This window comes from Rathayibacter sp. AY1F4, from assembly GCF_002931775.1.
GTDB lineage: Bacteria > Actinomycetota > Actinomycetes > Actinomycetales > Microbacteriaceae > Rathayibacter.
Map to the genome: position 1 here is coordinate 53,036 of NZ_PSVE01000005.1, position 20,929 is coordinate 73,964.

Genomic DNA, 20,929 nt, shown 5'->3' on the forward strand with positions numbered 1-20,929 from the left:
TGCTAGCCGCCGGAGGTCAGCGGAAGATGATGGTGCGGGCCCCGTCGAGGAGCACCCGGTCCTCCGCGAACCACTTGACCGCCTGCGTGAGCGTGCGGCTCTCCTCGTCCTGCCCGATCGCCACGAGCTGAGCGACCGAGTGCGAGTGGTCCACGCGGACGACGTTCTGCTCGATGATCGGCCCCTCGTCGAGGTCGCTGGTGACGAAGTGCGCGGTCGCCCCGATCAGCTTGACGCCGCGGGCGTGCGCCTGCTTGTAGGGGTTGGCGCCCTTGAAGCCCGGCAGGAAGGAGTGGTGGATGTTGATGGCGCGACCGGCCAGTCGCGCGCAGAGCTCGGGGGAGAGGATCTGCATGTAGCGCGCCAGGACCACGAGCTCGACGTCGTGCTCCTCGACGACCTCCAGCACGCGCTCCTCGAACCCGCGCTTCGACTCCGGCGAGACCACGGGGCGCGACTCGAAGGGCACGCCGTAGAACTCGGCGAGGTCGCGCAGGCTGCCGTGGTTGGACAGGATCATCGGGATGTCCACCGCGAGCTGCCCGGCGCGCTGGCGGAAGAGCAGGTCGTTGACGCAGTGCGCGGCGGTGGAGGCGAGGACGAGGGTGCGCAGCGGCCGGCCGACGACGTCGAGGCGCCAGGTCATCCCGTAGTGCTCGGTGATCGGCAGCAGGGCGGCGGCGAACTCCTCGCGGCTGATCGGCGACTCCACCTGCAGGCGCATGAAGAAGCGGCCGGTGTCGGCGCTCGAGAACTGCTGGCTCTCGGTGATGTTGCCGCGGGCCTGGACGACGGCACCGGACACGGCGTGCACGATGCCCGGCTGGTCGGGGCAGGCGAAGGTCAGGGTCCAGTGGTTTCCCGCGGGCCGGGCGCCGGACCACGCGGCGTCGCTGCCCGTCGGACGGGTGCTCGCGGGGGCGGGCCGGGGAGTCGCGGACGCGGCGGGTTCGGGCTGCATCCGCCCAGGATAACGGTGGGGCACGGGGCGGTCCGCGCGCCTCAGCCCGCATCGACGGACACGGCGGCGACGGGTCCCGTCCGCCCGTCCGGGGAGGAGTAGCGGACGCCGATCGTGTGCCTCCCGGGACCGACCTCCAGGGTCGCGGCGAGGACGGGGGCTCCGGGAGCGAGGGATCGCACCTGCTCGCCGTCGACCAGGAGGTCGAGGCCGTCCGCGTCGGGGTCGGCGAGCACGAGCACGCCGACCGCGCCCCCGCTCGACGCGGCCCGGGCGAGGAGCACCGGAGCGCGCAGGTCGACCGTCTCGAAGGCGCTGACTCCTGCGGCGGTGCGCGCCAGCACCGTGGTCGTGCCCGCGGGGAGGGGGAGCGCCGGCGCGGTCCAGGAGCCGTCGGCGTCGGCGGTGGCGGAGCCCACGCGGCGTCCGTCGGAGGCGTCCTCGAGGAGCACCTCGGCGCCGGGCGCGGCGGTGCCCCGGGCATCGGGCAGCAGCCGGCCGTCGGTGTCGAGCGCGAGGGTCGGTGCGGCCGGAGCGGGGGGTGCGGCAGGAGTGGGGCTCGTGACCGGTGCGGGAGTCGAGACCGGAGCGGAGGTGATCGGCGCCTCTGTCGGGACCGGCGTCGGAGTGCTCGGTACGTGCGTCGCTGCCGGAGCCGGAGTGTCCGGTGGGGGAGTCACGATCGGAACAGGAACCGGGACCGGAGTGCTCGGTGTGGGGACCGGGGCGGAGGGCAGGGCCGGGCCGCTGCCGATCGGGCCCGGCGCGGAGCTCCCCGTCGTGGCCCCCGGCGGCCTGGAGTGGGCCGGAGCCTCGGTGACGGCAGGGGAGGGCGCCGGTGCGGGGCTGCCGGTCACGGCGGGGCGGGACGGGGCGGGCTCGGCGGCAGGAGTCGGGGAGGCGGTCGCCTCGATCCCTCTCGGCGCCGGTGAGCCGACCGGATCGGGCGTCGACTCCCGCTGCGGCGGGCGTCCCGTCCTCCCGGGGGTCGCGCGCGTCGCTCCGGCATCGTCCGACGCAGCCCGTCCGGCCACGGCCGGCACCGTGCTCCTCGGAGCGGCGCCGGAACCGCTGGACCGCCCCGCCGGATCGCTGTCCGCTGTACTCGTCCGGTCCGCGGCCTCCGGGTCCGTCTCCGGCCGGTCGGCGCTCGCCGTCGCTCCTCCGCTCGACGTCGGCGCAGCCGCCTCGGCCGTTGCGCGCTCGTCCACCCGCGCGGAGGCGTCCTCCGCCGCCACGAGCGCGCCGCCCCCGTTCCCGGACAGCAGCACCGCCGCCCCGACGACTCCCGCGACCGCGAGTGCCGCCGCAGCGGACGCGGCGACGGCCACTCCTGTTCCGCTGCCCGCTCTCGACGATCGGACCGCCGATGCGCGGACCGCGCTCGACGCCCGGACCGCGCTCGGCAGCGGACCGGAGGCCGCGCCGGAGCCCCCGTCCGCCGCCCAGGCGGCTGCGCCGCTCACCCCGGCGGTCAGCGGCAGCAGCACCGACGCGAGGCGGCGCGCAGTGCTCTCGGCCTCCGCCAGCGCCTCCCGGCACGAGAGGCACCCGTCCAGGTGCCGGTCGATGCGGCGCCTGTCCCGGACGGGGACCCGTCCTCGCGCATACGTCCCCGCCCGCTCCAGCACCCACTCGCACTCGCCCGTCGCCGAGGCGTCCGCCACGTGCTCGCGGATCCACGCGGAGCGCAGCCCCTCCCGCGCCCGCACCCCGAGCGCTGCGACCGCGTTGGGCCGCAGGCCCATCAGCGGCGCGGCGGCGGCGGGGGACAGACCCTCCACCTCCGTGTACCAGAGCACCTCCTGCCAGCGCGGCGGCAGCGCCCGGAACGCGCGAGCGCCCAGTTCGCGCTCGAGGGCGGCGAGGGCGTGCGCCTCGGGATCGGGGCCGGCAGAGGGGAGGGCGCGGTCGGCCTCGTCGAACGGCCGCTCGTGCCGGTCCCGCCGGGCCCAGGACCCAGCGACGTTGCGGACGGCGGTGAAGAAGTAGGGGCGGAAGGCGCCCTCGGGTCCGCCTCCGCGCTCGATCGCCCGCAGGACGCGGAGGAACGCCTCCGAGACCAGGTCGTCGGGGTCGGAGCTGCTCGCCCACGCCCGGGCCACGGTGCGCCCGGCCGAGGAGTGGCGGCGCCAGAGCTCGGAGACGGCGTCGGTGCGGCCCTCCCGGACCAGCGCGACGAGCTCGTCGTCGCTGCGGTCGTCGACGCGCTCGGAGCGGCGTCGAGGACCCACGGCGACGCCCTCCCTCCCGGTCCCGCGCCGGGACCGCCCGAGGGATCGTCGCACGATCGCGCGTGCCCGCCCCCGACTGGCACGACTCCCGCGCCACCCGGCCCGCTTGCTAGAGTGAGCCCGCCGCGACTGGCGTTCGGATGGGTGACCATCAGGGAGCGGCACCTCCTCCGGGGCAGCGCCCCGGACACTTTTCCCGCCGCACGCCTGGGCTGGAACGGATACCGTAGATCGGGTCGCCCGAACGAGCCGTGTCGCGCCGCAGCGACCTGCCGGGCCCCTTCCGTTTCCCAGCCAAGGAGCGTCCGTGTCCTCTTCCCCCGCCAGCCCCGGCGTCGCCGCCTCGTTCGACCAGCCCGTGTCGGTGGTCGACCCCGAGATCGCCGCCGTGCTCCAGCAGGAGCTCGACCGCCAGCGCGGCTACCTCGAGATGATCGCGAGCGAGAACTTCGTGCCGCGCGCGATCCTCGAGTCGCAGGGCTCCGTCCTGACCAACAAGTACGCCGAGGGCTACCCCGGCCGCCGCTACTACGGCGGCTGCGAGTACGTCGACATCGCCGAGCAGCTCGCGATCGACCGCGCCAAGGCCCTCTTCGGCGCCGAGTTCGCCAATGTCCAGCCGCACTCCGGAGCCTCCGCCAACGCCGCGGCGCTCGCCGCGCTCGTGCAGCCCGGAGACACCATCCTCGGCCTCGAGCTCGCGCACGGCGGCCACCTGACCCACGGCATGAAGCTGAACTTCTCGGGCAAGCTCTACAACGCGACCGCGTACGGCGTCGACCCGCAGACCTTCCGCATCGACATGGACGCGGTCCGCGAGAAGGCCCTCGAGGTCCGCCCGCAGGTGCTCATCGCCGGCTGGTCCGCCTACCCCCGTCAGCTCGACTTCGAGGCGTTCCGCGCCATCGCCGACGAGGTCGGCGCGAAGCTCTGGGTCGACATGGCCCACTTCGCAGGCCTCGTGGCGGCGGGGCTGCACCCGTCGCCGGTGCCCTACGCCGACGTCGTGACCACCACCGTCCACAAGACGCTGGCCGGCCCGCGCTCGGGGCTCATCCTCGCGAAGCAGGAGTATGCCAAGAAGCTGAACTCGGCCGTCTTCCCCGGCCAGCAGGGCGGCCCGCTCATGCACGTGATCGCCGCGAAGGCGACCGCGTTCAAGCTCGCCGGCGAGCCCGAGTTCGCCGATCGCCAGGCACGCACCATCCGCGGCGCGCAGATCCTCGCCGAGCGCCTCACGGCGGCCGACTCGAAGGCCGAGGGCATCGACGTCCTGACCGGCGGCACGGACGTCCACCTCGTCCTCGCCGACCTGCGCGACTCGCCGCTGGACGGCAAGCAGGCCGAGGACCGCCTCCACGAGGTCGGCATCACGGTCAACCGCAACGCCGTGCCGTTCGACCCCCGCCCGCCGATGGTCACCTCGGGCCTGCGCATCGGCACGCCGGCGCTCGCGACCCGCGGCTTCGGCGACACGGAGTTCACCGAGGTCGCCGACGTCATCGCCGAGGCGCTCAAGCCCTCGGCCGACCTCGAGGCGCTGCGCGGCCGTGTCGCCCGCCTCACCGACGACTTCCCGCTCTACCCCGGGCTGTAGTCGATCCGCTGCACCACCCGCGCGGCGGAGGCCGGGGCACCGTCCCCCTCCGCCGCGCCACGACCGAGGAGCCCGAGATGACGGCACAGGTACTCGACGGCGTCGCGACGGCGACGGCGGTCAAGACGGAGATCGCGGAGCGGGTCGCCGCTCTGCGCGAGCGGGGCGTCGTGCCCGGGCTCGGAACGCTGCTGGTGGGGGACGATCCCGCCTCCCGCTCGTACGTCGCGGGCAAGCACCGCGACTGCGCGGAGGTCGGGATCGAGTCGATCCGCGTGGACCTCCCCGCGACCGCGTCGGCGGACGACATCCGCGCCGCCATCCGGCAGCTCAACGACTCGGAGGCCGTGACCGGGTACATCATCCAGCTCCCGCTGCCGAAGGGCATCGACGAGAACGCGATGCTCGAGCTCATGGATCCGGACAAGGACGCCGACGGCCTGCACCCCACCAACCTCGGCCGCCTGGTTCTCGGCGTCGAGGGCGAGCTGGACAGCCCGCTGCCCTGCACGCCGAACGGGATCGTCGAGATGCTGCAGCGCCACGGCATCCCGACCTCGGGCCGGCACGTCGTCGTCGTGGGCCGCGGGCTCACCGTCGGCCGTCCGCTCGGGCTCCTGCTCACGCGGAAGGGCCTCGACGCCACCGTGACCCTCACCCACTCCCGCACGGCCGATCTCGCCGCGGAGGTGCGCCGCGCCGACATCGTGGTGGCCGCCGTGGGCGTGCCCGGGCTCATCCGCGCCGACTGGGTGAAGCCCGGCGCCGCCGTGCTCGACGTGGGCATCACGCGGGTCGAGAACCCGGAGACGGGCCGCGCGAAGCTGACCGGCGACGTCGCGCCGGAGGTGGCGGAGGTCGCGGGCTGGCTCTCGCCCGTGCCCGGCGGCGTCGGCCCGATGACGCGCGCGATGCTCATCCACAACGTGGTGACGGCGGCCGAGCGCGCCCTGCGCTGACCGGTCCCGCGCCACGGGACCCGCGCCGGACCGCGCTCGGGGGCGACGCCCAGCCGCCTGCCGGTAGCGTGGCCCGGCGCTCTCGCGTCCCCCACCCCGTCGGACACGTCCTCGGAGCGCGCCCCGCCCCACGAGGAGAACCCATGCTCACCGTCACCGCCTACGCCGCCCCCTCCGCGACCGAGCCGCTCGTCCCCACGACCATCGAGCGCCGCGACGTCGGACCGCACGACGTGCTCATCGAGATCGCCTACTCCGGCATCTGCCACTCCGACATCCACACCGTCCGCGGCGACTGGGGACCGGTGGCGTACCCGCTGACCGTCGGCCACGAGATCGTCGGCGTCGTCGCCGAGGTCGGCTCCGAGGTCACCAAGCACTCCGTCGGCGACCGCGTCGGCGTCGGCTGCATGGTGAACTCCTGCCGCGAGTGCGAGAACTGCCTCGCGGGCGAGGAGCAGTACTGCCTGAAGGGCAACACCGGCACCTACGCCTCCGTCGACCGCGACGGCACCATCACCCAGGGCGGCTACTCCACGCACGTCGTCGTCGTCGAGGACTTCGTGCTCCGCGTTCCGGAGTCGATCCCCTACGAGGCCGCCGCTCCGCTGCTGTGCGCGGGCATCACGACCTACTCGCCGCTCTCGCACTGGGAGGCGGGCCCCGGCAAGCGCGTGGCCGTCGTCGGCCTCGGCGGGCTCGGCCACATGGCCGTCAAGTTCGCGCACGCGATGGGCGCCGAGGTCACCGTGCTCTCGCAGACCCTCAGCAAGAAGGAGGACGGCCTCCGCCTGGGCGCCGACCACTACTACGCGACGCGCGACGAGGCGACCTTCACCGATCTCGCGAACACCTTCGACCTGATCGTCAACACGGTCAGCGCGCCCCTCGACCTCGACGCCTACCTGGGGCTCCTGCGCCGCAACGGCACGATGGTGAACGTGGGCGCTCCGGCCGAGGCGCTGCCGCTGCACGTCTTCACGCTCTTCGGCGCCCGTCGCTCCTTCGCGGGCTCGGGCATCGGCGGCATCCGCGAGACCCAGGAGATGCTCGACTTCTGTGCCGAGAAGGGCATCGCGAGCGAGGTCGAGGTCGTCTCGGCCTCGCAGATCAACGAGGCCTACGAGCGCGTCCTCGCCTCGGACGTCCGCTACCGCTTCGTGATCGACGCCTCCACGTTCGAGAAGTGAGGGCGGCCGGGGCGCTAGCCTCGGCGGCATGAGCGAACGGAGGCACCCGGCCGTCGACCGCGTCCTCGCCGACCTCGACCGGCACGGCGTGCACCCGACCGTGCGCTGGCTCGATTCGGCCGCGTCGACGGCGGCACTGGCGGCCGAGGCGCTGGGCGTCGACGTCGGCCAGATCGCCAACTCGCTCGTGTTCCTGATCGACGGTGCGCCGCTGCTGGTCCTGACCAGCGGCGGCCACCGCGTCGACACCGCCTGGCTGGGCGTGCAGCTGGGCGGATCGATCACCCGGGCGCCGGCCGCGCAGGTGAAGTCCGCGACGGGCCAGACGATCGGCGGGATCGCGCCGGTGGGCCATCCCGCGCCGCTGCGCACCGTGGTCGACACGGCCCTCGCCGCCTACGACGTGGTCTGGGCTGCGGCCGGGCACGCGCACACCGTCTACCCGACGAGCTTCGCCGAGCTGGTTCGGGTCACCGGGGGAGAAGCGCGCGCCGTCGTTCCGCCGGATCCAGCGCCGTAGCGGCTGGACGAGGAACGCCCCCTGCGACGCGAGGTCGCAGGGGGCGTCGACGGAAGCAGAGGTCAGAGCACCCGACCCGCGCCGTCGGCGGCCGTGACCAGGAAGAGCTCCGGAGTCGTGAAGCCCTTCTCGGCGAAGGCGGCGAGGACCGCGGCGCGGACCTCCTCCTCCTTCTCCACCGGGGTGAGGGCGATCGCGGAGCCGCCGAAGCCGCCGCCGGTCATCCGGGCGCCGATCGCTCCGGCGCCGCGCGCCGCCTCGACGGCGGTGTCGAGCTCGGGCACCGAGATCTCGAAGTCGTCGCGGAGGGAGACGTGGCCGGCGTCGAGCAGATCGCCGATCGCCCGGGGACCGTGCTCGCGCAGGGTGCGGACGGTCTCGAGCACGCGGACGTCCTCGGTCACGACGTGCTTCACGCGCCGGTAGGTGACGTCGTCGAGGAGCTCCTGGGCGCGCGGCAGGTCGTCGACCGTCAGCTCGCGGAGCGACGGCACGCCGAGGATCGCGGCGCCGAGCTCGCAGGAGGCGCGCCGCTCGGCGTAGCCGCCGGTGGCGTGCGCGTGCTCGACGCGCGTGTCGACGACGAGCAGGACGAGGCCGGCCTCCTCGAAGCCGAGGGGGACGACCTCGGTGTCGAGGCTGCGGCAGTCCAGGAACACCGCGGCGTCGCGCTTCCCGAAGAGGGAGGCGGACTCGTCCATGATCCCGGTGGGGGCGCCGACCGCGACGTTCTCGGCGCGACGGCCGACGCGGGCCATCGTCGCGCGGTCGAAACCGAGGTGCCAGAGCTCGTCGAGGGCGACGGCCATCGCGCACATCAGCGCCGCTGAGCTCGAGAGCCCCGCGCCCACCGGCACGTCGGAGTCGACGTACGCGTCGAAGCCCGAGCGGGAGCCCAGGTCGACGCCGTACTCCGTGAGCGCCCAGACCACGCCGAGCGGGTAGGCCGACCAGCCGGTCACGGCCCCGGGGCCGAGCTCGTCGAGGGCGACCTCGACCACCTCGGGCGAGAAGGCGCTGCTGATCCGGATCAGGCGGTCCTCGCGTGGAGCGACGGCCATCGCCGTGGCGCGGTCGATCGCGAAGGGGAAGACGAAGCCGTCGTTGTAGTCGGTGTGCTCGCCGATCAGGTTCACGCGGCCGGGGCCGGCCCAGACGCCCGCGGCGGGCCGGTCGAAGGTGCGCTCGAAGGCGTCGGCCGCGCTCTCGGCGACGGCGGTCAGGGAGGCGGGAGCGGCGGTCATCGGTTCTCCTCGGCGATGTCGGCGGCGGTCGTTGCGGGAGTGGCGGCGCCGCCGGGCAGCGAGTCGTCGCTGTGCGCGGCGACCGGCAGGGCCGCGTCGGGGCGCTGGGCGATCCCGGCCTCGAGCACGGCCGCGTCGGCCCGTTCGATGGCCGCGCGCAGGGCCGCTGCGCTCGTCTCCGGGGCGATGTCGCCGATCCAGGCGCCCATCGCGGCCTCGCTCCCCGCGAGGTACTTGAGCTTCGTCTCGGCGCGGCGGGGCGAGGTGATCTGGAGCATCAGGCGCACCTCGTCGCGGCGCTCGTGCACCGGGGCCTGGTGCCAGGCGGCGATGTAGGGCGTCGGGGTGTCGTAGAGGGCGTCGATGCCGCGGAGCAGGCGCTGGTACATCACAGCGAGCTCGTCGCGCTCCTCCGGGGTGGTCGCCGCCAGGTCGGGGACGTGGCGGTGCGGCAGGAGGTGCACCTCGACGGGCCAGCGCGCGGCGAACGGCACGAACGCGGTGAAGTGCTCGCCGCGGAGGAGGACGCGCTCGCCGGCCTGCTCGAAGGCGAGGACGTCGGCGAACATCGACGGCCCGTAGCTGTCGAGCGAGGCGAGCAGACGGGTCGTGCGCGGTGTGACGTAGGGGTAGGAGTAGATCTGCCCGTGGGGGTGGTGCAGCGTGACTCCGATCGCCTCGCCGCGGTTCTCGAACGGGAAGACCTGCTGCACGCCGGGAAGGGCCGAGAGGGCGCCCACGCGGTCGGCCCAGGCCTCGACCACTGTCCGGGCGCGGGAGGCGCTGAGCGTGGCGAACGAGCCCTCGTGCTCGGGGCTGAAGCAGACGACCTCGCAGCGGCCGACGCTGGTCAGCGTCCGGCCGAGCCCGAGGGTGCGCAGGTCCTCCAGGGAGGCGGGCGCGTCCGCGTCCTCGAGGAGCGGGCCGAAGGAGGGGGAGCGGTTCTCGAAGACGGCGACGTCGTAGCGGCTGGGCACCTCCGACGGGTTCGTCGGCGACGCCGGGGCGAGCGGATCGAGCTCGGCCGGCGGCAGGAACACGCGGTTCTGGCGCGACGCGGCGATGGAGACCCACTCGCCGGTCAGCACGTCCTGGCGCATCCGCGCGGTGGCGGGGCGGGGGTCGAGGTGGCGGGCGTCGGCGGCGCGCTCCGGGGGGAGGGTCGTGTCGGCGTCGTCGAAGTAGAGGAGCTCGCGGCCGTCGGCCAGCGTGTGCGGGCGCTTGACGACGCCGGCGGAGAGTGTGATCGCTTCGTTCATGGCAGGAGTCAGACTAGGGCCGCACCTTCGAAAAGGAAAGCTCGTTTTCCCTTTGACAAGTCCACCGGCCCGCGGGCACGATGGGCGGATGAGGACGGACGGCGAGCAGGAGTCCACGTCGGCGATCGAGCGCCGGCTGCGGCTGCGTCTGGCCGCCGAGAGCTCGGGCTTCGTCGGGGTCGCCCCGATGGCCGACATGCTCGGGGTCTCGGTCGTCACGGTCCGCTCCGATCTCGCCCTGCTCGCGAGCGAGGGCGTCCTCCAGCGGGTGCGCGGAGGGGCGATCCCGGCGCCGAGGCCCACCGGCGAGCGCTCGCTCGAGGAGGGCCTGAGCGCCGCCTCCGACGAGAAGGCCGCGATCGGCGAGGAGGCCGCCGCCTCCGTCTCCTCCGGGCAGAGCATCGTGCTCGACGTAGGCACCACCCCGCTCGCCATCGCGCGCGCGCTCGTAGCGCGGGAGGAGCTGCGCGACGTCACGGTGATCACGAACGGCCTCTCCACGGCGCTGGCGCTCGAGCCGGCCATCCCGCGCTTCACGGTCGTCGTCACCGGGGGCACTCTGCGGCCGCTGCAGCACTCGCTGGTCGAGCCGCTGGCGTCCGAGCTGCTCGAGCGGATCCGCGCCGACATCGCCTTCATCGGCTGCACCGGCGTGCACCCCGAGGCCGGCGTCACCAACGTCAACCTCCCGGAGGCGACCCTGAAGCGCCGGATGCTGCAGGCGGCGACCCGCCGGGTCGTGGTCGCGGACTCCTCGAAGCTCGGAGTGGTCGACCTCGGCCGGGTCGCCGCTCCCGACGAGTTCGACCGTCTGCTCACGGGGGCGGGGGCCGCCGACGGACTCGTCGCCGCTCTGGAGGAGGCGGGGCTCGCGGTCACCCGCTGCCGGACGCTCGGCGAGCGCGTCAGTCCGTAGGATCGAGGAATGGCCGACTTCACCCCCGCCCCCGCCACCGGGCGCCAGTTCTCCCTCGACCTCACCGCCGAGGGACGCACCCTGCACGCCGTCGTGACGGAGGTGGCCGCAGCGCTGCGCCACCTCTCGGTCGACGGAGTGGAGATCACCGCCTCCTACCCGGAGAGCACCGTCCCGCCGTTCGGCTCGGGCATCGTCCTGATGCCCTGGCCCAACCGCGTGAAGGACGGGCGCTGGCACCACCGCGGCGAGACGCTCCAGCTCGCGATCACCGAGCCGAAGTACCACAACGCCATCCACGGCCTCCTGGTGAGCACCCCGTACCGCCTCGTCGACCAGGGCCCCTCCTTCGTCGAGCTGGCCGCGCCGGTCGTGCCGCAGGCGGGCTACCCGTTCCACCTCGAGACCTCGGTCCGCTACGAGCTGCAGGCCGACGGGCTGAAGGTCGTCCACCGCGTCGTCAACGTCGGAGCCGACGAGGCACCCGTCGCCATCGGCACGCACCCCTTCCTCGCCATCGGGGACGTCCCGACCGACGAGCTCGAGATCACCGTCGACGCGGCGGTGCACATCGAGGTCGACGAGCGCCTCAACCCCACCGTGCAGAACCCGGTCGAGGGCACCGAGTGGGACCTCCGCTCCGGCCGCCGCATCGGCGACCTCGAGCTCGACGACGCCTGGGCCGACGTCCGGATGGTCGACGGCGAGAGCGTGCACGGCCTCCGCGCCGCCGACGGGCGCCGCGTGCTCCTCTGGGCCGACGCGTCCCACAACTTCATCCAGGTCTTCATCACCCGGATCTTCCCCGACGGCGACGACGTGAAGACCGCGATCGCCGTGGAGCCGATGACCGCTCCTGCAGAGGCGTTCAACAGCGGGCAGGGCCTGCGCTGGCTCGAGCCGGGCGAGGAGTGGACCGTCGCGTGGGGCATCCGCCACGAGGGGTTCCCCGCCGCGTCATGACCACCCTCGCGGCGGTGGGGCGCGACGACGAGGCCAAGCGCGTCGCCCTCGTCCGGATGAAACGGCTCGCCACGGGCCTGCTCGTGGTGATGGCCGTCGTCTTCGCCGTGTCGTTCGCCCTGCAGGAGCGCTACCCGTGGCTGCAGTGGGTCCGGGCCGCGAGCGAGGGCGGGATGGTCGGCGCGCTCGCCGACTGGTTCGCCGTGACCGCGCTGTTCCGGCGGCCGCTGGGCCTGCCGATCCCGCACACCGCGATCATCCCGACCAAGAAGGACGAGATCGGCGCGAGCCTCGCGCAGTTCGTCGAGGAGAACTTCCTCCGCGGCGCCATCGTGCGCGAGAAGCTCGACTCCTTCGGGATCGCCCGGCGGGCGGGGCTCTGGCTCGCCGAGCCGGAGAACGCGCACCGCGTCGGCGGCGAGAGCGCGGCGGCCGTCCGCTCGGCGATCGCCCTGCTGGACGATTCCGATGTGCAGCGCGTGATCGAGGCGCTGGCGCGGCGCCACCTCCTCGACCCGCAGTGGGGCCCGCCGCTGGGCTCGCTGGTGGGCACCGTGGTCGAGGCCGGCCACCACCGGCGCCTCGTGGACACGCTGGTGGAGCAGGCGGAGGCGTGGCTGACCGCGAACCCGCAGAGCTTCACCCGCATGGTCAGCGGCCGCCTGCCGAGCTGGCTGCCCTCCGCGGTCAGCCGAGCGGTGGACGAGCGGTTGTACCGCGAGGCTCTCGTCTTCGTCGCCGCGGTGCGCGAGGACCAGGTTCACCCGTTCCGGATCGCGATCGACGGCTACCTCGCCACGCTCGCGCAGGATCTGGGCACCGACCCCGACCTGATCGCCCGGGTCGAGGAGATCAAGAACCGCGCCTTCGACAGCCCGCGCGTCCGCGAGCTCGCCGGGGACGCCTGGGAGGCGACGAAGGCCTCCCTCCTCGGCGCGATGGACGACCCGTCGAGCCCCCTCCGCGGCAGCATCGAGTCGATCGTGGTCGATCTGGGCCGCCGGCTCTCGACCGACGCAGGTCTGGCGGCGACCGTCGACTCCTGGATCGGATCGGTCGCGGCCAACCTGGTCGACCGCTACCGCACCGACATCGCCAGCATCATCGGCGACACCATCCACCGCTGGGACCCGCGCGAGACGTCCGAGAAGCTCGAGCTGCAGGTCGGGAAGGACCTCCAGTTCATCCGGATCAACGGCACCGTCGTGGGCTCCCTGGCCGGGCTGGTCATCTTCACCGTCGCGCACGCGCTGCTCGGCTCGTGAAGCGGGGCGCCCGGGCCCGCTCCGCAAGCCCTCGTCGGCGTCGGTGGTCGGGCGTACGGTCGCACCATGAGCGATGACAACACCACCGATCCCGATGTCAAGACCGAGGGCGACGTCCTCGGCGCCCGTGCCGACGACGGCAGCGACACCAGCGCCAGCAAGGACCCGTCCGACTGGGTCACCGGCGACGAGCCGATGACCGGCCCGCAGCGCAGCTACCTCGACACCCTCGCGCGCGAGGCGGGCGAGACCCTGCCCGCCGACCTCACCAAGGCCCAGGCCTCCGAGCACATCGACCGCCTGCAGTCCTCCACGGGCCGTGGCGACGGGAGCAACGGGCACGACTGATCCCGCCGGGGCGCCCCGGGGCTGAGCATCAGTCCCCGTCGGCGCCCCCGTCCGGGGCGCGCACACCGCGCCCCGGCGTCCCTAGGGTTCCGTCATGGCGATCTCCCGCACCACGCGCAACGCCCTCGACCTCATCGACGCGATCCGGATCCCCGGCCGCATCGATCCCCGTCTGGCCCGGCAGGTGACCCTGTCCCTCCGCCAGCTCCTCGAATCCGGCGCCTTCGGCCCGAGCGAGCGACTCCTCCGCCGCCGCGCGAGGAGGCTCCGCTCCCGCACCCGCGAAGCGACCGCGTTCCGGCAGACGCGCCCGGCCGGCTGCACCGTCCAGCCCTGAGTCCGCTGAACGGAGCCGCTCCGCTGTGACCGGCGACGGGACAGACACCGTCCGCGCGGTCGTCTAGAGTTCCTGGCATCCGGTCCGCCGGATGCCCGCCGCAGTCTCCCGGCCGGTCGACAACGGAGTCGTCCCGGTGCGGGTCATCCCCCCGCTCGCGCGTCGAACGCCGCGCTGGTTCCAGCACCCCGCTCCCTCCTCGAGAAGGGACTCCCGCGATGACGACTCGCGTCTCGCACACCGCGACGACCGTCCGCCTCGTCCGCTGGTACCGGATCGACTCCGACTGGCTCTCGGAGGTCGTCACCGGCCGCCTGCTCGAGCACCATGACGGCCGCTGGCGCCTGCTCGTCGGCGAGAAGGTCCGCGACTACCCGGACGAGGTGTGGTCGCTCTGCCACGAGTGACGCCGTCGCGGAGCACCGCGGCCCGGACGAGGCGTCAGAGGTAGAGGTAGTACGTCTTCGCGCAGTCCGTCGAGCAGAACGGGTCACGGCGGCGGGCCGGCCGGACGCGGCACGCCTCGCACAGCCGAGGCCGGCGCAGGAGGACGCGGAGGACGGTCAGCACCTCTGCACGGTAGTGCGGCGACCTGGCTGGGCCCTGGCACTGTCCGGAAAGCGCGACCAGGCGGTCGAGTGGTGGGCCCCGTCGGGCTCGAACCGACGACCCGCGGCTCGAGGGACGGTCTCCCCGCTCGCCCGCTGGTAATCCAACACCAGCCGGACGCACCGCAGGTCGCCATTCGTGCAAATGCTGGGTTAGGTGCCGTGCGGCGAGGTAGCCGCGGCGGACCTCTGCGCGGCTCGGATCAGCACGGTGCAGTGCAATTGGTGGCCATAGAAGTTCGCGGGTTTGGGCAGTGGTCTACCCGTCACATAACCTCTATCCTTCACCTATGCAGACGATGGATAAGATCAGAATATGGCGGCACCCCGCTGACGGCTGGACCGAGAGTGAGGCCGGGTCTAAGTTTCTTGTTGTGTCTTTAACGGTCGAGGACAATGAGCCGATTCAATCCTTGACTATGAGATCAGTTCAAATCGCAGGGTACAGGTCTGAGACTCGTGAGTTGAACAGGCTTGCATATCTCGTGAGCAGCCTTGAAGACAGCGAAGGGACGTCGCAGTGGCCTGCGTTCGGGGTGCGGGGTGGGGGGTGGGGGCGAAGTCTTCAAGACCGACCTCGCGATGGGCGACGTCACGTACGGTGACCTTCGTCGCGCCAGTGAAGCCGGATACGTCCAGGGTTCCGTCCAGGTAGTCAACCTGGAATTTAACGAAGGGCTTGGCCGCGGCTGGGTCGTCGTCGACATCGTGAAGTGGCTCCTGGACCAGGGGGTGGTTTTGCTGCCCGACCTTGCAGCGGGGCTGGGCATCGATATCGGACGAGATGTCGCCGCCAAAAAAATCACAAGGGCGACGCTAGAACGGGCCGCGCGACTGGCCGTCCGTCAGCTTTCAGATACTGGGATGGACGCACCCTGGGCGCTTACCGAATTTCTGGACACGAAGGCCGTCTGGCCCCAATCGGAGGTCGCGCGACGACTTCGGATTGATCCCTCGACCGCAGCCGACCTACTCCTGGCGTCCGGCCACGTCAGGCGCCAAAAGAACGTCGACTGGGTGAGAGGAGATTCGAGGAGCGCCAAGGCTAAGAGGCGTCGCTGGGAGGAGCTCTCTCAGACAACGGACCGAGTCGACAGTGGTTACGCTTTGGACTTCTCAAAGTACGACGAGCCGAGGCCTTGCCCGAACTGCGGTGATTCTGCGCGGCTGGCTCCGATTGGCCATCAGATCGGTTGGTACTGCCCGTCGTGCCATCATTTCCGGCTTGCCGAATCTCCGTTACCTGATCAGTGGTGGCGAAGCGCCGAGGAGAAGCTCGGACGCGATCTTTAGCACTTCGGACTGACCAAGGCTGGAGCCGAAAGTGACGTTTCACTTGCCGTTCTCGACACGGCCGATGTATGGGAGGGAGAGAACGGCCAGCCGCCTGGTGGAGTAAGGCTACTCCGCACATGACTAGGAGCGGCCCGGGCTGGGTGCTCAGCGTGCGCTTTGGCCAATATATCCGCCCGCCTGCGTGCGGCGGACTCGGTCCGCCGCGGTCTCGCTCGAGGGAGAGCGGTCGCCGCGCTGCCGGACGATCTCGGGCGTTGCTCTGCGGCCGACATCGAGTGCCACGCGCTCGAGAGCGGGTTCGAGCCGTCGTCCGTACCGCCGTGCTCGGTCGCGTTCGACGCCGCCGTGGACGAAGGGCGCTGGAACGGGCGCCGCGATCCTTCTCGTCGAAGAGCGAAACGGGTGGGAGATGGTCGGGTTGTACGAGGACGACGGTATCTCCGGAAAGTCCACCGACCGCCCCGGGCTGCAATCCTCTCTCTCGGCGCTTCGGACGGGACAGGATCGGATCGCCGACGGGCTAATGTCGGCGAAGCTCGACCGGCTCTCGCGGCCGGTCATGGACTTTGGGGAGCTGCTCGCCGTCTCGCGGCGTCAGCGCTGGTCGATCGCCGTCCTCGACTTCGACCTCGACACCAGCACCGCGACCGGGCGCCCGATCGCCCGGATGGTCGTGCAGATAGCGCAGTGGGAGCGGGAGATGATTGGGGAGCGGACGAAGGCGGCGCTGGTCTTGAAGCGCGCCCGCGGCATCCAGCTCGGGAAGCCCTCGACCATACGCGCAGATTTCCAAGCGTTCATCCTCAAGCGGAAGGCCGCCGGTGCGTCGCTGTCGGCGATCGCCCGCAGCCTGAACGCGGACGACGTCCCCACGTCGAGCGGAGCCGCTCGATGGACACACTCCTTGATCGGCGGGGTTGTCCGGCGCTGGGCGACGAAGGCGGAGGTGTCCGCGTGAAGTTCTCGCCCGCCGCCGCTCGCAGCGGGCCTCTACGTCGCGCCGCCACCTCCTAACCCCGACATGCGGATCGAGTACCGGCCGCACATCCGATACGTAGCCGCCTCCCGCTTAAAGGTCGGCGACGTCATCATCGAGAGCCGCGACCACCCGGCCGTCGTCACCCGCATCTCTCGCGCGAACATCTACCGTCGCGCGACCCGAACGATCTTCTGCCGATACGTCTGGCAGCACCCTACCGAGAAGGAGCGGCCGCTCGGCACCTTCGCTCACGACCACGAACTCCGAAGGGCAATCTGATGGCGAACGTCCGAGCGGTCGAGCGGAAGGGCGGGACCGCGTACGAGTGCCGGTGGCGCGACGGGAACGGCGGGTGCAAGCAGCGCACCTTCCTCTCGAAGCGCGAGGCCGAACGGTTCGCCTTGAAAGTCGAGTCGGAGTTGGAAAAAGGAGCGAGTACCGAGCCGCTCGTGAAGAACTCGAAGACCGTCGCGGAGGTCGTGACGGCTTCGCTCGCAGCGAGTAAGCCGGAGCTCAAGCCTCGCACCTACCGGTCGGCGGAGTTGCTCTACTCGGGCCGGGTGCTGCCGCGGTTTGGGAAACGACGGATAGCGACCCTCACGCGAGCCGAAGTCCAGACGTGGATCGGGGAGTTGCACGCCGAAGGCCTGGCGCCGATGACGGTTCACCACTGCTACGTCGCGCTCCGGAAGGTCTGTAGGCACGCCCTCCACGACCGGCTCATCTCCTACAACCCCCGCGACGGGGTGAAGCTGCCGAAGAATCACGACGCTGGTCAGGTCGCGCCGACCTTACTCACGACGGCTCAGGTCGAAGCGCTCGCCGGAAAGCTCTCCGATTCGGGGCCGTACGATCTGCTGGTCCGCTCCGCCGCGTACACGGGCCTCCGTGCAGGCAAGCTAGCCGGGCTCCGCGTCCAGGGCGTCGACGTCACCCAAGGCCACGTACAAGTCCCTCAGACGATGCAGCACGTCGCGGGGGAGTGCGTGGCCGGCACGCCCAAATCGAAGCGCTCGACCCGCGACGTCCGGCTCATGCACAGCGGACTCATCCGGGACCTCCGCCGGTACCTTCTTCAGCACCCGCACTCCGGCGACCCGTCGGCGTTGTTCAGGCCGGGCCGGGCGGTCGGCGGGAAGCACGCGCCGGACTACTCGCGGGTGATGGACAACGCGAGCTTCCGGCGGAACTACTTCCGCCCGCGCTCGCCGCCGCGAAGCTGCCGGACATGCGCGTCCATGACCTCCGCCACACCGCCGCGTCGCTATGGCTAGCGGCCGGGTTTCAGCCGTACGAGGTGAGCCGGTGGCTCGGGCACTCGAGCGTGACCACGACGGACACAATCTATGCCCACCTCTACGCAACCGACTACACCTTACACATCGCCAAGTTCGACGCCTTTACTGCTCGGTAGTCTTCGAATCATTTGGCTCGAACGCAGGACTTGTGGCGACCGAGGGCGGAGAGGCGATATTCGCCGTGGGTGCCAGCGCCGTCGTCGGATCCTGCCTCCAGTCAGGGGTGTAGACCCACGCTGCCCGCCTTAAGCTGTTGAAATCTGCCACGCTGGACCAAAATTGGGGAATCTTTTTGCTCAGTCTCACATTGGGCAACTGGCCAAGGTCGATCATGAAGACCATTGTCTTAACGCCCTGCCAGCTCTTAGCATTAGGAATTGTATCTTTGATTCGATGGATCAGTCGAAGGTTTTCCAGTTGTTGTACTTCTTTTCCCCAAGGCTCGCGTTCTAGGTCTGCCTGAGGCACGAGGATGAAGAGGTCATCTGTTGACCGGACGAAATCACATATGTCGTTCCATCGATTGCTCAGCGCTGATGCGTCTGATCCTGCGTCGCGCTGGAAGGCTTCCTTTTCCTTGATGTTCATTTGTTTCTTGACGGCGCTCTGGATGTCAACCGCCCAGATCTTGACGATACTCTCGTCGGTGTAGTCACCACCCTTGCTCATTCGCTCGACGGCCTCGTCAAGGGCTCCCTCTGTCAATGTGATGTAGTCTCGCGCCACCGCCCCTCCACAGGCCAGGATCATCCGCGCTCGGGCATCTTCGGTGAAGAGATCCTTCGTACTCACATGTGGGTGGATCACGCCGTCTAGCATCGCCTCGAGAAACCGTTGAGCTGTATTGAACTCTGCCAATGTGACATCAAGCGCGACTTCGCTGATGTCCTGGCTAGGCTCCATTCCAACCGGCGGATTACCGTCGACATATGGCTTCAGACGTGAACCTACTCCTCCGACCTTCAGCCAAATCCCGGTCCCTTTGCAGACTTGGTGAAGGTACGAAAGGACGAACGGCTGGTCATCATACGGAACGAAATAGTAATCATCCAGAAAGACTACTGCGCTTCCATTGCTTGACTTCTGGATGATCTGACCTATGAGCTTCGAAGTATCGTTCGCCAACGATTTGAGGCGATCAATCTTCAACACCTCATATTGAGCAGACTCGCTTCGACCTTCGGTTCTCTCCTTCAAGCCTTTAGCCGATAACTTCGCTCGCTGTTCCTCGTAGACTGCGTTGATCGCAACATCCATTGAAGCCCCTCGAGATCTCGACTGTTGCCGGGACAGCGTGTGTGTAAGTGCCTGCGGATCGCTCAGCATTGTCTGGAGGACGCGCTCGAGTCGACGGCTTCTGCGGCGGAGTTTGTATTTTGGTCCTAGAAACCAGGGATTCCACCTCGGGCGAATAGAGCTGAGAAGCTCGATGAGTACCTCAATCAGCACGTCGGGATACTTTCGACCATTGAATTTTTCCATGTCAATGGTCAAAACCGACACACCCTGCTCTTTCAGGTGATGACGCAACACGAAGAGCAATGTGGACTTACCGGTCCCTCGGCGCCCGGTGAGCAGATGGTGACGCTCGGCCTCGAGCTTGTCCTGCAGCCCAGGCCGCAGCTCAACGTACCTATCCACGACAGTTGCTGCTGTGGCTTCGTCGGTTCGCGCCGCCTTCGCGAGAGCTTTCCGCACGGGACCAAGGTTCTTAATTCGTAGCTCAGGCACGCGCCGCGCTCCTCTGTTGGGCATTCCAAACAGTCAGATCGTACAGGGACGCCGGATTGTACAGCGACGCACGCATCTCGAGGGTTTTGGGAGGGGTTGCTGCCTGACCGGGCCGCTGAAAGAGCACTACTTCCGCGCCGTTAGTGGTGGGCCCCGTCGGGCTCGAACCGACGACCCGCGGATTAAAAGTCCGCTGCTCTGCCAACTGAGCTAGAGGCCCGCGCGCTCCAGGGTAGCGGGCCGTCGACGCCCCCGGAGCAGGTGCGGCCCGGAGCAGGTGCGGCCCGGACCGCGGACGATCCCGGAGCGGACCGCGTCCTCCGCGCGGGCATACCCGTCCAGCCGTGGGCGTTACCCTCCTCGAACCCCCTACGGAGCGCGAGCGCGAGAGCGTCCGCGCGCACGACCGCGGAAGGCGGCCCCATGACAGACGGCTTCCACAAGCCGACCAAGTTCCCCTCCCACGTCTTCGAGGCGTTCCAGGGAGGAGAGGACCCGGCGCAGATCAGCCGTGTCGCCCACGAGACCGCGATCGCGCTGCTGAGCCGTGTCCGGAACGACCCCGACCCGGTGGTCATCGACCGCCTGGTCGAGTACACCGACCACAACGGCATCGACGCGCTCGCCGAGCTCTGGGCGCGCTCCAGCGCGGCGAGCCTGCCGGGCGCCCTCTGGCGGATCTACCTGCTGCGGCTGGTCATCCGGCAGGACCCGGAGAGCACGAGCTTCCTCTACCAGCGCGGAGTCGAGCTGTCCGCCACGATCGACCCGGTGGTCGCCGGAGCCAGCACTCCCACGGGGCCGGCCGAGATCACCGAGCTGGCCGACCGGATCCTCCGCGGCGTCTTCGACGGCGACTTCGCGGTGGCACTGGACCGCGCCGCGGCGTTCTGCCGCGTGAGCGCCTCCGGAGCCGTCTCGGTCGCCGACGACGTGGAGCCGGTGAACCCCGCCCGGGCGAGCGAGCTGACCACCCGCGCCCTGCGCCTCTCGACCACCGCGGCCGAGCTCGTGAGCTGCGCGCGGCTGTGGCGGAGCGACTCCCTGGAGTGACGCGCAACCCGCGTTCACCCACTGCGAACGCCGCTCGCCGCCACCGCGGAGGCCTTTGGTAGACTGGCGGAAGCCGGATCGCAGTAACCCCGGGCTCCACTTATAGCCGCTTCGAGCGGCCTCGCGCCGAGAGGCGTTCCTGCGGTCCGGCCCCTTCTCTGCTCGCATCGC

The 20,929-nt window shown here is 70.7% G+C and carries 22 protein-coding genes and 1 tRNA gene; 16 read left to right on the forward strand and 7 right to left on the reverse strand.

Annotation, left to right across the window (positions count from 1 at the left end; genetic code table 11):
• Positions 1–16 precede the first annotated feature (16 nt).
• Together purU and C5C59_RS17695 are read right to left on the reverse strand one after the other, a co-directional pair.
• On the reverse strand, positions 17–961 hold the full coding sequence (gene purU / locus C5C59_RS04055) for a formyltetrahydrofolate deformylase (protein ID WP_104224944.1): 945 nt from the start codon (positions 959–961) through the stop codon (positions 17–19).
• A 41-nt stretch (positions 962–1,002) separates the two neighbouring features.
• Positions 1,003–3,195, reverse strand: coding sequence for a sigma-70 family RNA polymerase sigma factor (locus C5C59_RS17695; RefSeq protein ID WP_146083118.1), 2,193 nt, complete (start codon positions 3,193–3,195; stop codon positions 1,003–1,005).
• A gap of 307 nt (positions 3,196–3,502) precedes the next feature.
• On the opposite strand from C5C59_RS17695, the gene glyA reads away from it, so the two are divergent.
• The 4 genes from glyA to C5C59_RS04080 all read left to right on the forward strand — a co-directional run bounded on the left by glyA (position 3,503) and on the right by C5C59_RS04080 (position 7,461).
• Positions 3,503–4,792 carry a serine hydroxymethyltransferase gene (gene glyA / locus C5C59_RS04065; RefSeq protein ID WP_104224723.1) on the forward strand — a complete coding sequence of 430 codons (1,290 nt, stop codon included), beginning with the start codon at positions 3,503–3,505 and terminating at the stop codon, positions 4,790–4,792.
• Positions 4,793–4,869: 77 nt separating this feature from the next.
• Positions 4,870–5,751, forward strand: a complete 882-nt coding sequence (locus C5C59_RS04070; protein WP_104227279.1) for a bifunctional methylenetetrahydrofolate dehydrogenase/methenyltetrahydrofolate cyclohydrolase — start codon at positions 4,870–4,872, stop codon at positions 5,749–5,751.
• Between the two features lie 143 nt (positions 5,752–5,894).
• Positions 5,895–6,941 carry an NAD(P)-dependent alcohol dehydrogenase gene (locus C5C59_RS04075; protein WP_104233905.1) on the forward strand — a complete coding sequence of 349 codons (1,047 nt, stop codon included), beginning with the start codon at positions 5,895–5,897 and terminating at the stop codon, positions 6,939–6,941.
• A 28-nt stretch (positions 6,942–6,969) separates the two neighbouring features.
• A complete protein-coding gene (locus C5C59_RS04080; RefSeq protein WP_104238744.1) occupies positions 6,970–7,461 on the forward strand; it encodes a YbaK/EbsC family protein in 492 nt (163 codons plus the stop codon).
• A 62-nt stretch (positions 7,462–7,523) separates the two neighbouring features.
• On the opposite strand, the gene galK is transcribed toward C5C59_RS04080, so the two are convergent.
• Both galK and galT read right to left on the reverse strand, forming a co-directional pair.
• Positions 7,524–8,705 (reverse strand): galactokinase, encoded by a 1,182-nt coding sequence (galK, locus tag C5C59_RS04085; protein ID WP_104238743.1) that lies wholly within the window; start codon positions 8,703–8,705, stop codon positions 7,524–7,526.
• Entirely contained in the window at positions 8,702–9,964 is a 1,263-nt protein-coding gene (gene galT / locus C5C59_RS04090) for a galactose-1-phosphate uridylyltransferase (protein ID WP_104224718.1), read from the reverse strand. The genes galK and galT overlap by 4 nt, the downstream gene beginning before the upstream one ends.
• A gap of 88 nt (positions 9,965–10,052) precedes the next feature.
• Here galT and C5C59_RS04095 point away from each other — a divergent pair, with 88 nt between their 5' ends.
• The 6 genes from C5C59_RS04095 to C5C59_RS04120 all read left to right on the forward strand — a co-directional run bounded on the left by C5C59_RS04095 (position 10,053) and on the right by C5C59_RS04120 (position 14,200).
• On the forward strand, positions 10,053–10,880 hold the full coding sequence (locus C5C59_RS04095; RefSeq protein ID WP_104238742.1) for a DeoR/GlpR family DNA-binding transcription regulator: 828 nt from the start codon (positions 10,053–10,055) through the stop codon (positions 10,878–10,880).
• Between the two features lie 9 nt (positions 10,881–10,889).
• The gene (locus tag C5C59_RS04100) at positions 10,890–11,843 is read left to right on the forward strand and encodes an aldose 1-epimerase family protein (protein WP_104238741.1); all 954 of its coding nucleotides are present in this window, start codon (positions 10,890–10,892) and stop codon (positions 11,841–11,843) included.
• Positions 11,840–13,108, forward strand: coding sequence for a DUF445 domain-containing protein (locus C5C59_RS04105; protein ID WP_104238740.1), 1,269 nt, complete (start codon positions 11,840–11,842; stop codon positions 13,106–13,108). The genes C5C59_RS04100 and C5C59_RS04105 overlap by 4 nt, the downstream gene beginning before the upstream one ends.
• 66 nt (positions 13,109–13,174) lie before the next feature.
• The gene (locus C5C59_RS04110; RefSeq protein ID WP_104224714.1) at positions 13,175–13,456 is read left to right on the forward strand and encodes a DUF3072 domain-containing protein; all 282 of its coding nucleotides are present in this window, start codon (positions 13,175–13,177) and stop codon (positions 13,454–13,456) included.
• A gap of 94 nt (positions 13,457–13,550) precedes the next feature.
• Positions 13,551–13,793 carry a hypothetical protein gene (locus C5C59_RS04115; RefSeq protein WP_104238739.1) on the forward strand — a complete coding sequence of 81 codons (243 nt, stop codon included), beginning with the start codon at positions 13,551–13,553 and terminating at the stop codon, positions 13,791–13,793.
• Positions 13,794–14,011: 218 nt separating this feature from the next.
• Complete coding sequence (locus C5C59_RS04120; protein WP_104238738.1) at positions 14,012–14,200, forward strand: hypothetical protein; 189 nt, start codon at positions 14,012–14,014, stop codon at positions 14,198–14,200.
• Positions 14,201–14,234: 34 nt separating this feature from the next.
• On the opposite strand, the gene C5C59_RS17535 is transcribed toward C5C59_RS04120, so the two are convergent.
• Positions 14,235–14,363, reverse strand: coding sequence for a hypothetical protein (locus C5C59_RS17535; protein WP_258059535.1), 129 nt, complete (start codon positions 14,361–14,363; stop codon positions 14,235–14,237).
• 620 nt (positions 14,364–14,983) lie between these two features.
• Between C5C59_RS17535 and C5C59_RS16980 the strand changes: the two genes are divergently transcribed.
• The 5 genes from C5C59_RS16980 (at position 14,984) to C5C59_RS17725 (ending at position 18,090) form a co-directional block, all read left to right on the forward strand.
• Positions 14,984–15,694 (forward strand): hypothetical protein, encoded by a 711-nt coding sequence (locus C5C59_RS16980; protein ID WP_146082839.1) that lies wholly within the window; start codon positions 14,984–14,986, stop codon positions 15,692–15,694.
• A 184-nt stretch (positions 15,695–15,878) separates the two neighbouring features.
• Positions 15,879–16,655, forward strand: a complete 777-nt coding sequence (locus C5C59_RS04125) for a recombinase family protein (RefSeq protein WP_258062570.1) — start codon at positions 15,879–15,881, stop codon at positions 16,653–16,655.
• Positions 16,656–16,718: 63 nt separating this feature from the next.
• Positions 16,719–16,955 (forward strand): hypothetical protein, encoded by a 237-nt coding sequence (locus tag C5C59_RS04130; RefSeq protein WP_104238736.1) that lies wholly within the window; start codon positions 16,719–16,721, stop codon positions 16,953–16,955.
• Complete coding sequence (locus C5C59_RS04135; protein WP_104238735.1) at positions 16,955–17,950, forward strand: site-specific integrase; 996 nt, start codon at positions 16,955–16,957, stop codon at positions 17,948–17,950. The genes C5C59_RS04130 and C5C59_RS04135 overlap by 1 nt, the downstream gene beginning before the upstream one ends.
• The gene (locus tag C5C59_RS17725; protein WP_104238734.1) at positions 17,905–18,090 is read left to right on the forward strand and encodes a tyrosine-type recombinase/integrase; all 186 of its coding nucleotides are present in this window, start codon (positions 17,905–17,907) and stop codon (positions 18,088–18,090) included. Before C5C59_RS04135 ends, C5C59_RS17725 begins: the two co-directional genes overlap by 46 nt.
• Here C5C59_RS17725 and C5C59_RS16985 read toward each other — a convergent pair.
• A complete protein-coding gene (locus tag C5C59_RS16985) occupies positions 18,077–19,705 on the reverse strand; it encodes a hypothetical protein (protein WP_146082838.1) in 1,629 nt (542 codons plus the stop codon). The two genes, C5C59_RS17725 and C5C59_RS16985, sit on opposite strands and share 14 nt — an antisense overlap.
• Before the next feature lie 144 nt (positions 19,706–19,849).
• Positions 19,850–19,925, reverse strand: a tRNA-Lys gene (locus C5C59_RS04145).
• Between the two features lie 203 nt (positions 19,926–20,128).
• On the opposite strand from C5C59_RS04145, the gene C5C59_RS04150 reads away from it, so the two are divergent.
• Positions 20,129–20,758 carry a DNA-directed RNA polymerase subunit beta gene (locus C5C59_RS04150; protein WP_104227273.1) on the forward strand — a complete coding sequence of 210 codons (630 nt, stop codon included), beginning with the start codon at positions 20,129–20,131 and terminating at the stop codon, positions 20,756–20,758.
• Positions 20,759–20,929 lie beyond the last annotated feature (171 nt).

Bases quoted from the DNA above. Each gene is read 5' to 3' on its own strand.
- C5C59_RS04150 (WP_104227273.1), top strand. From the start codon at position 20,129: ATGACAGACGGCTTCCACAAGCCGACCAAGTTCCCCTCCCACGTCTTC.
- C5C59_RS04110 (WP_104224714.1), top strand. From the start codon at position 13,175: ATGAGCGATGACAACACCACCGATCCCGATGTCAAGACCGAGGGCGAC.
- C5C59_RS04135 (WP_104238735.1), top strand. From the start codon at position 16,955: ATGGCGAACGTCCGAGCGGTCGAGCGGAAGGGCGGGACCGCGTACGAG.
- purU (WP_104224944.1), bottom strand. From the start codon at position 961: ATGCAGCCCGAACCCGCCGCGTCCGCGACTCCCCGGCCCGCCCCCGCG.
- C5C59_RS17725 (WP_104238734.1), top strand. From the start codon at position 17,905: ATGCGCGTCCATGACCTCCGCCACACCGCCGCGTCGCTATGGCTAGCG.
- C5C59_RS04075 (WP_104233905.1), top strand. From the start codon at position 5,895: ATGCTCACCGTCACCGCCTACGCCGCCCCCTCCGCGACCGAGCCGCTC.
- C5C59_RS04130 (WP_104238736.1), top strand. From the start codon at position 16,719: ATGCGGATCGAGTACCGGCCGCACATCCGATACGTAGCCGCCTCCCGC.
- C5C59_RS04100 (WP_104238741.1), top strand. From the start codon at position 10,890: ATGGCCGACTTCACCCCCGCCCCCGCCACCGGGCGCCAGTTCTCCCTC.
- C5C59_RS04105 (WP_104238740.1), top strand. From the start codon at position 11,840: ATGACCACCCTCGCGGCGGTGGGGCGCGACGACGAGGCCAAGCGCGTC.
- C5C59_RS04120 (WP_104238738.1), top strand. From the start codon at position 14,012: ATGACGACTCGCGTCTCGCACACCGCGACGACCGTCCGCCTCGTCCGC.
- C5C59_RS04080 (WP_104238744.1), top strand. From the start codon at position 6,970: ATGAGCGAACGGAGGCACCCGGCCGTCGACCGCGTCCTCGCCGACCTC.
- C5C59_RS04095 (WP_104238742.1), top strand. From the start codon at position 10,053: ATGAGGACGGACGGCGAGCAGGAGTCCACGTCGGCGATCGAGCGCCGG.
- C5C59_RS16980 (WP_146082839.1), top strand. From the start codon at position 14,984: ATGGGCGACGTCACGTACGGTGACCTTCGTCGCGCCAGTGAAGCCGGA.
- galK (WP_104238743.1), bottom strand. From the start codon at position 8,705: ATGACCGCCGCTCCCGCCTCCCTGACCGCCGTCGCCGAGAGCGCGGCC.
- C5C59_RS04070 (WP_104227279.1), top strand. From the start codon at position 4,870: ATGACGGCACAGGTACTCGACGGCGTCGCGACGGCGACGGCGGTCAAG.
- galT (WP_104224718.1), bottom strand. From the start codon at position 9,964: ATGAACGAAGCGATCACACTCTCCGCCGGCGTCGTCAAGCGCCCGCAC.
- C5C59_RS04115 (WP_104238739.1), top strand. From the start codon at position 13,551: ATGGCGATCTCCCGCACCACGCGCAACGCCCTCGACCTCATCGACGCG.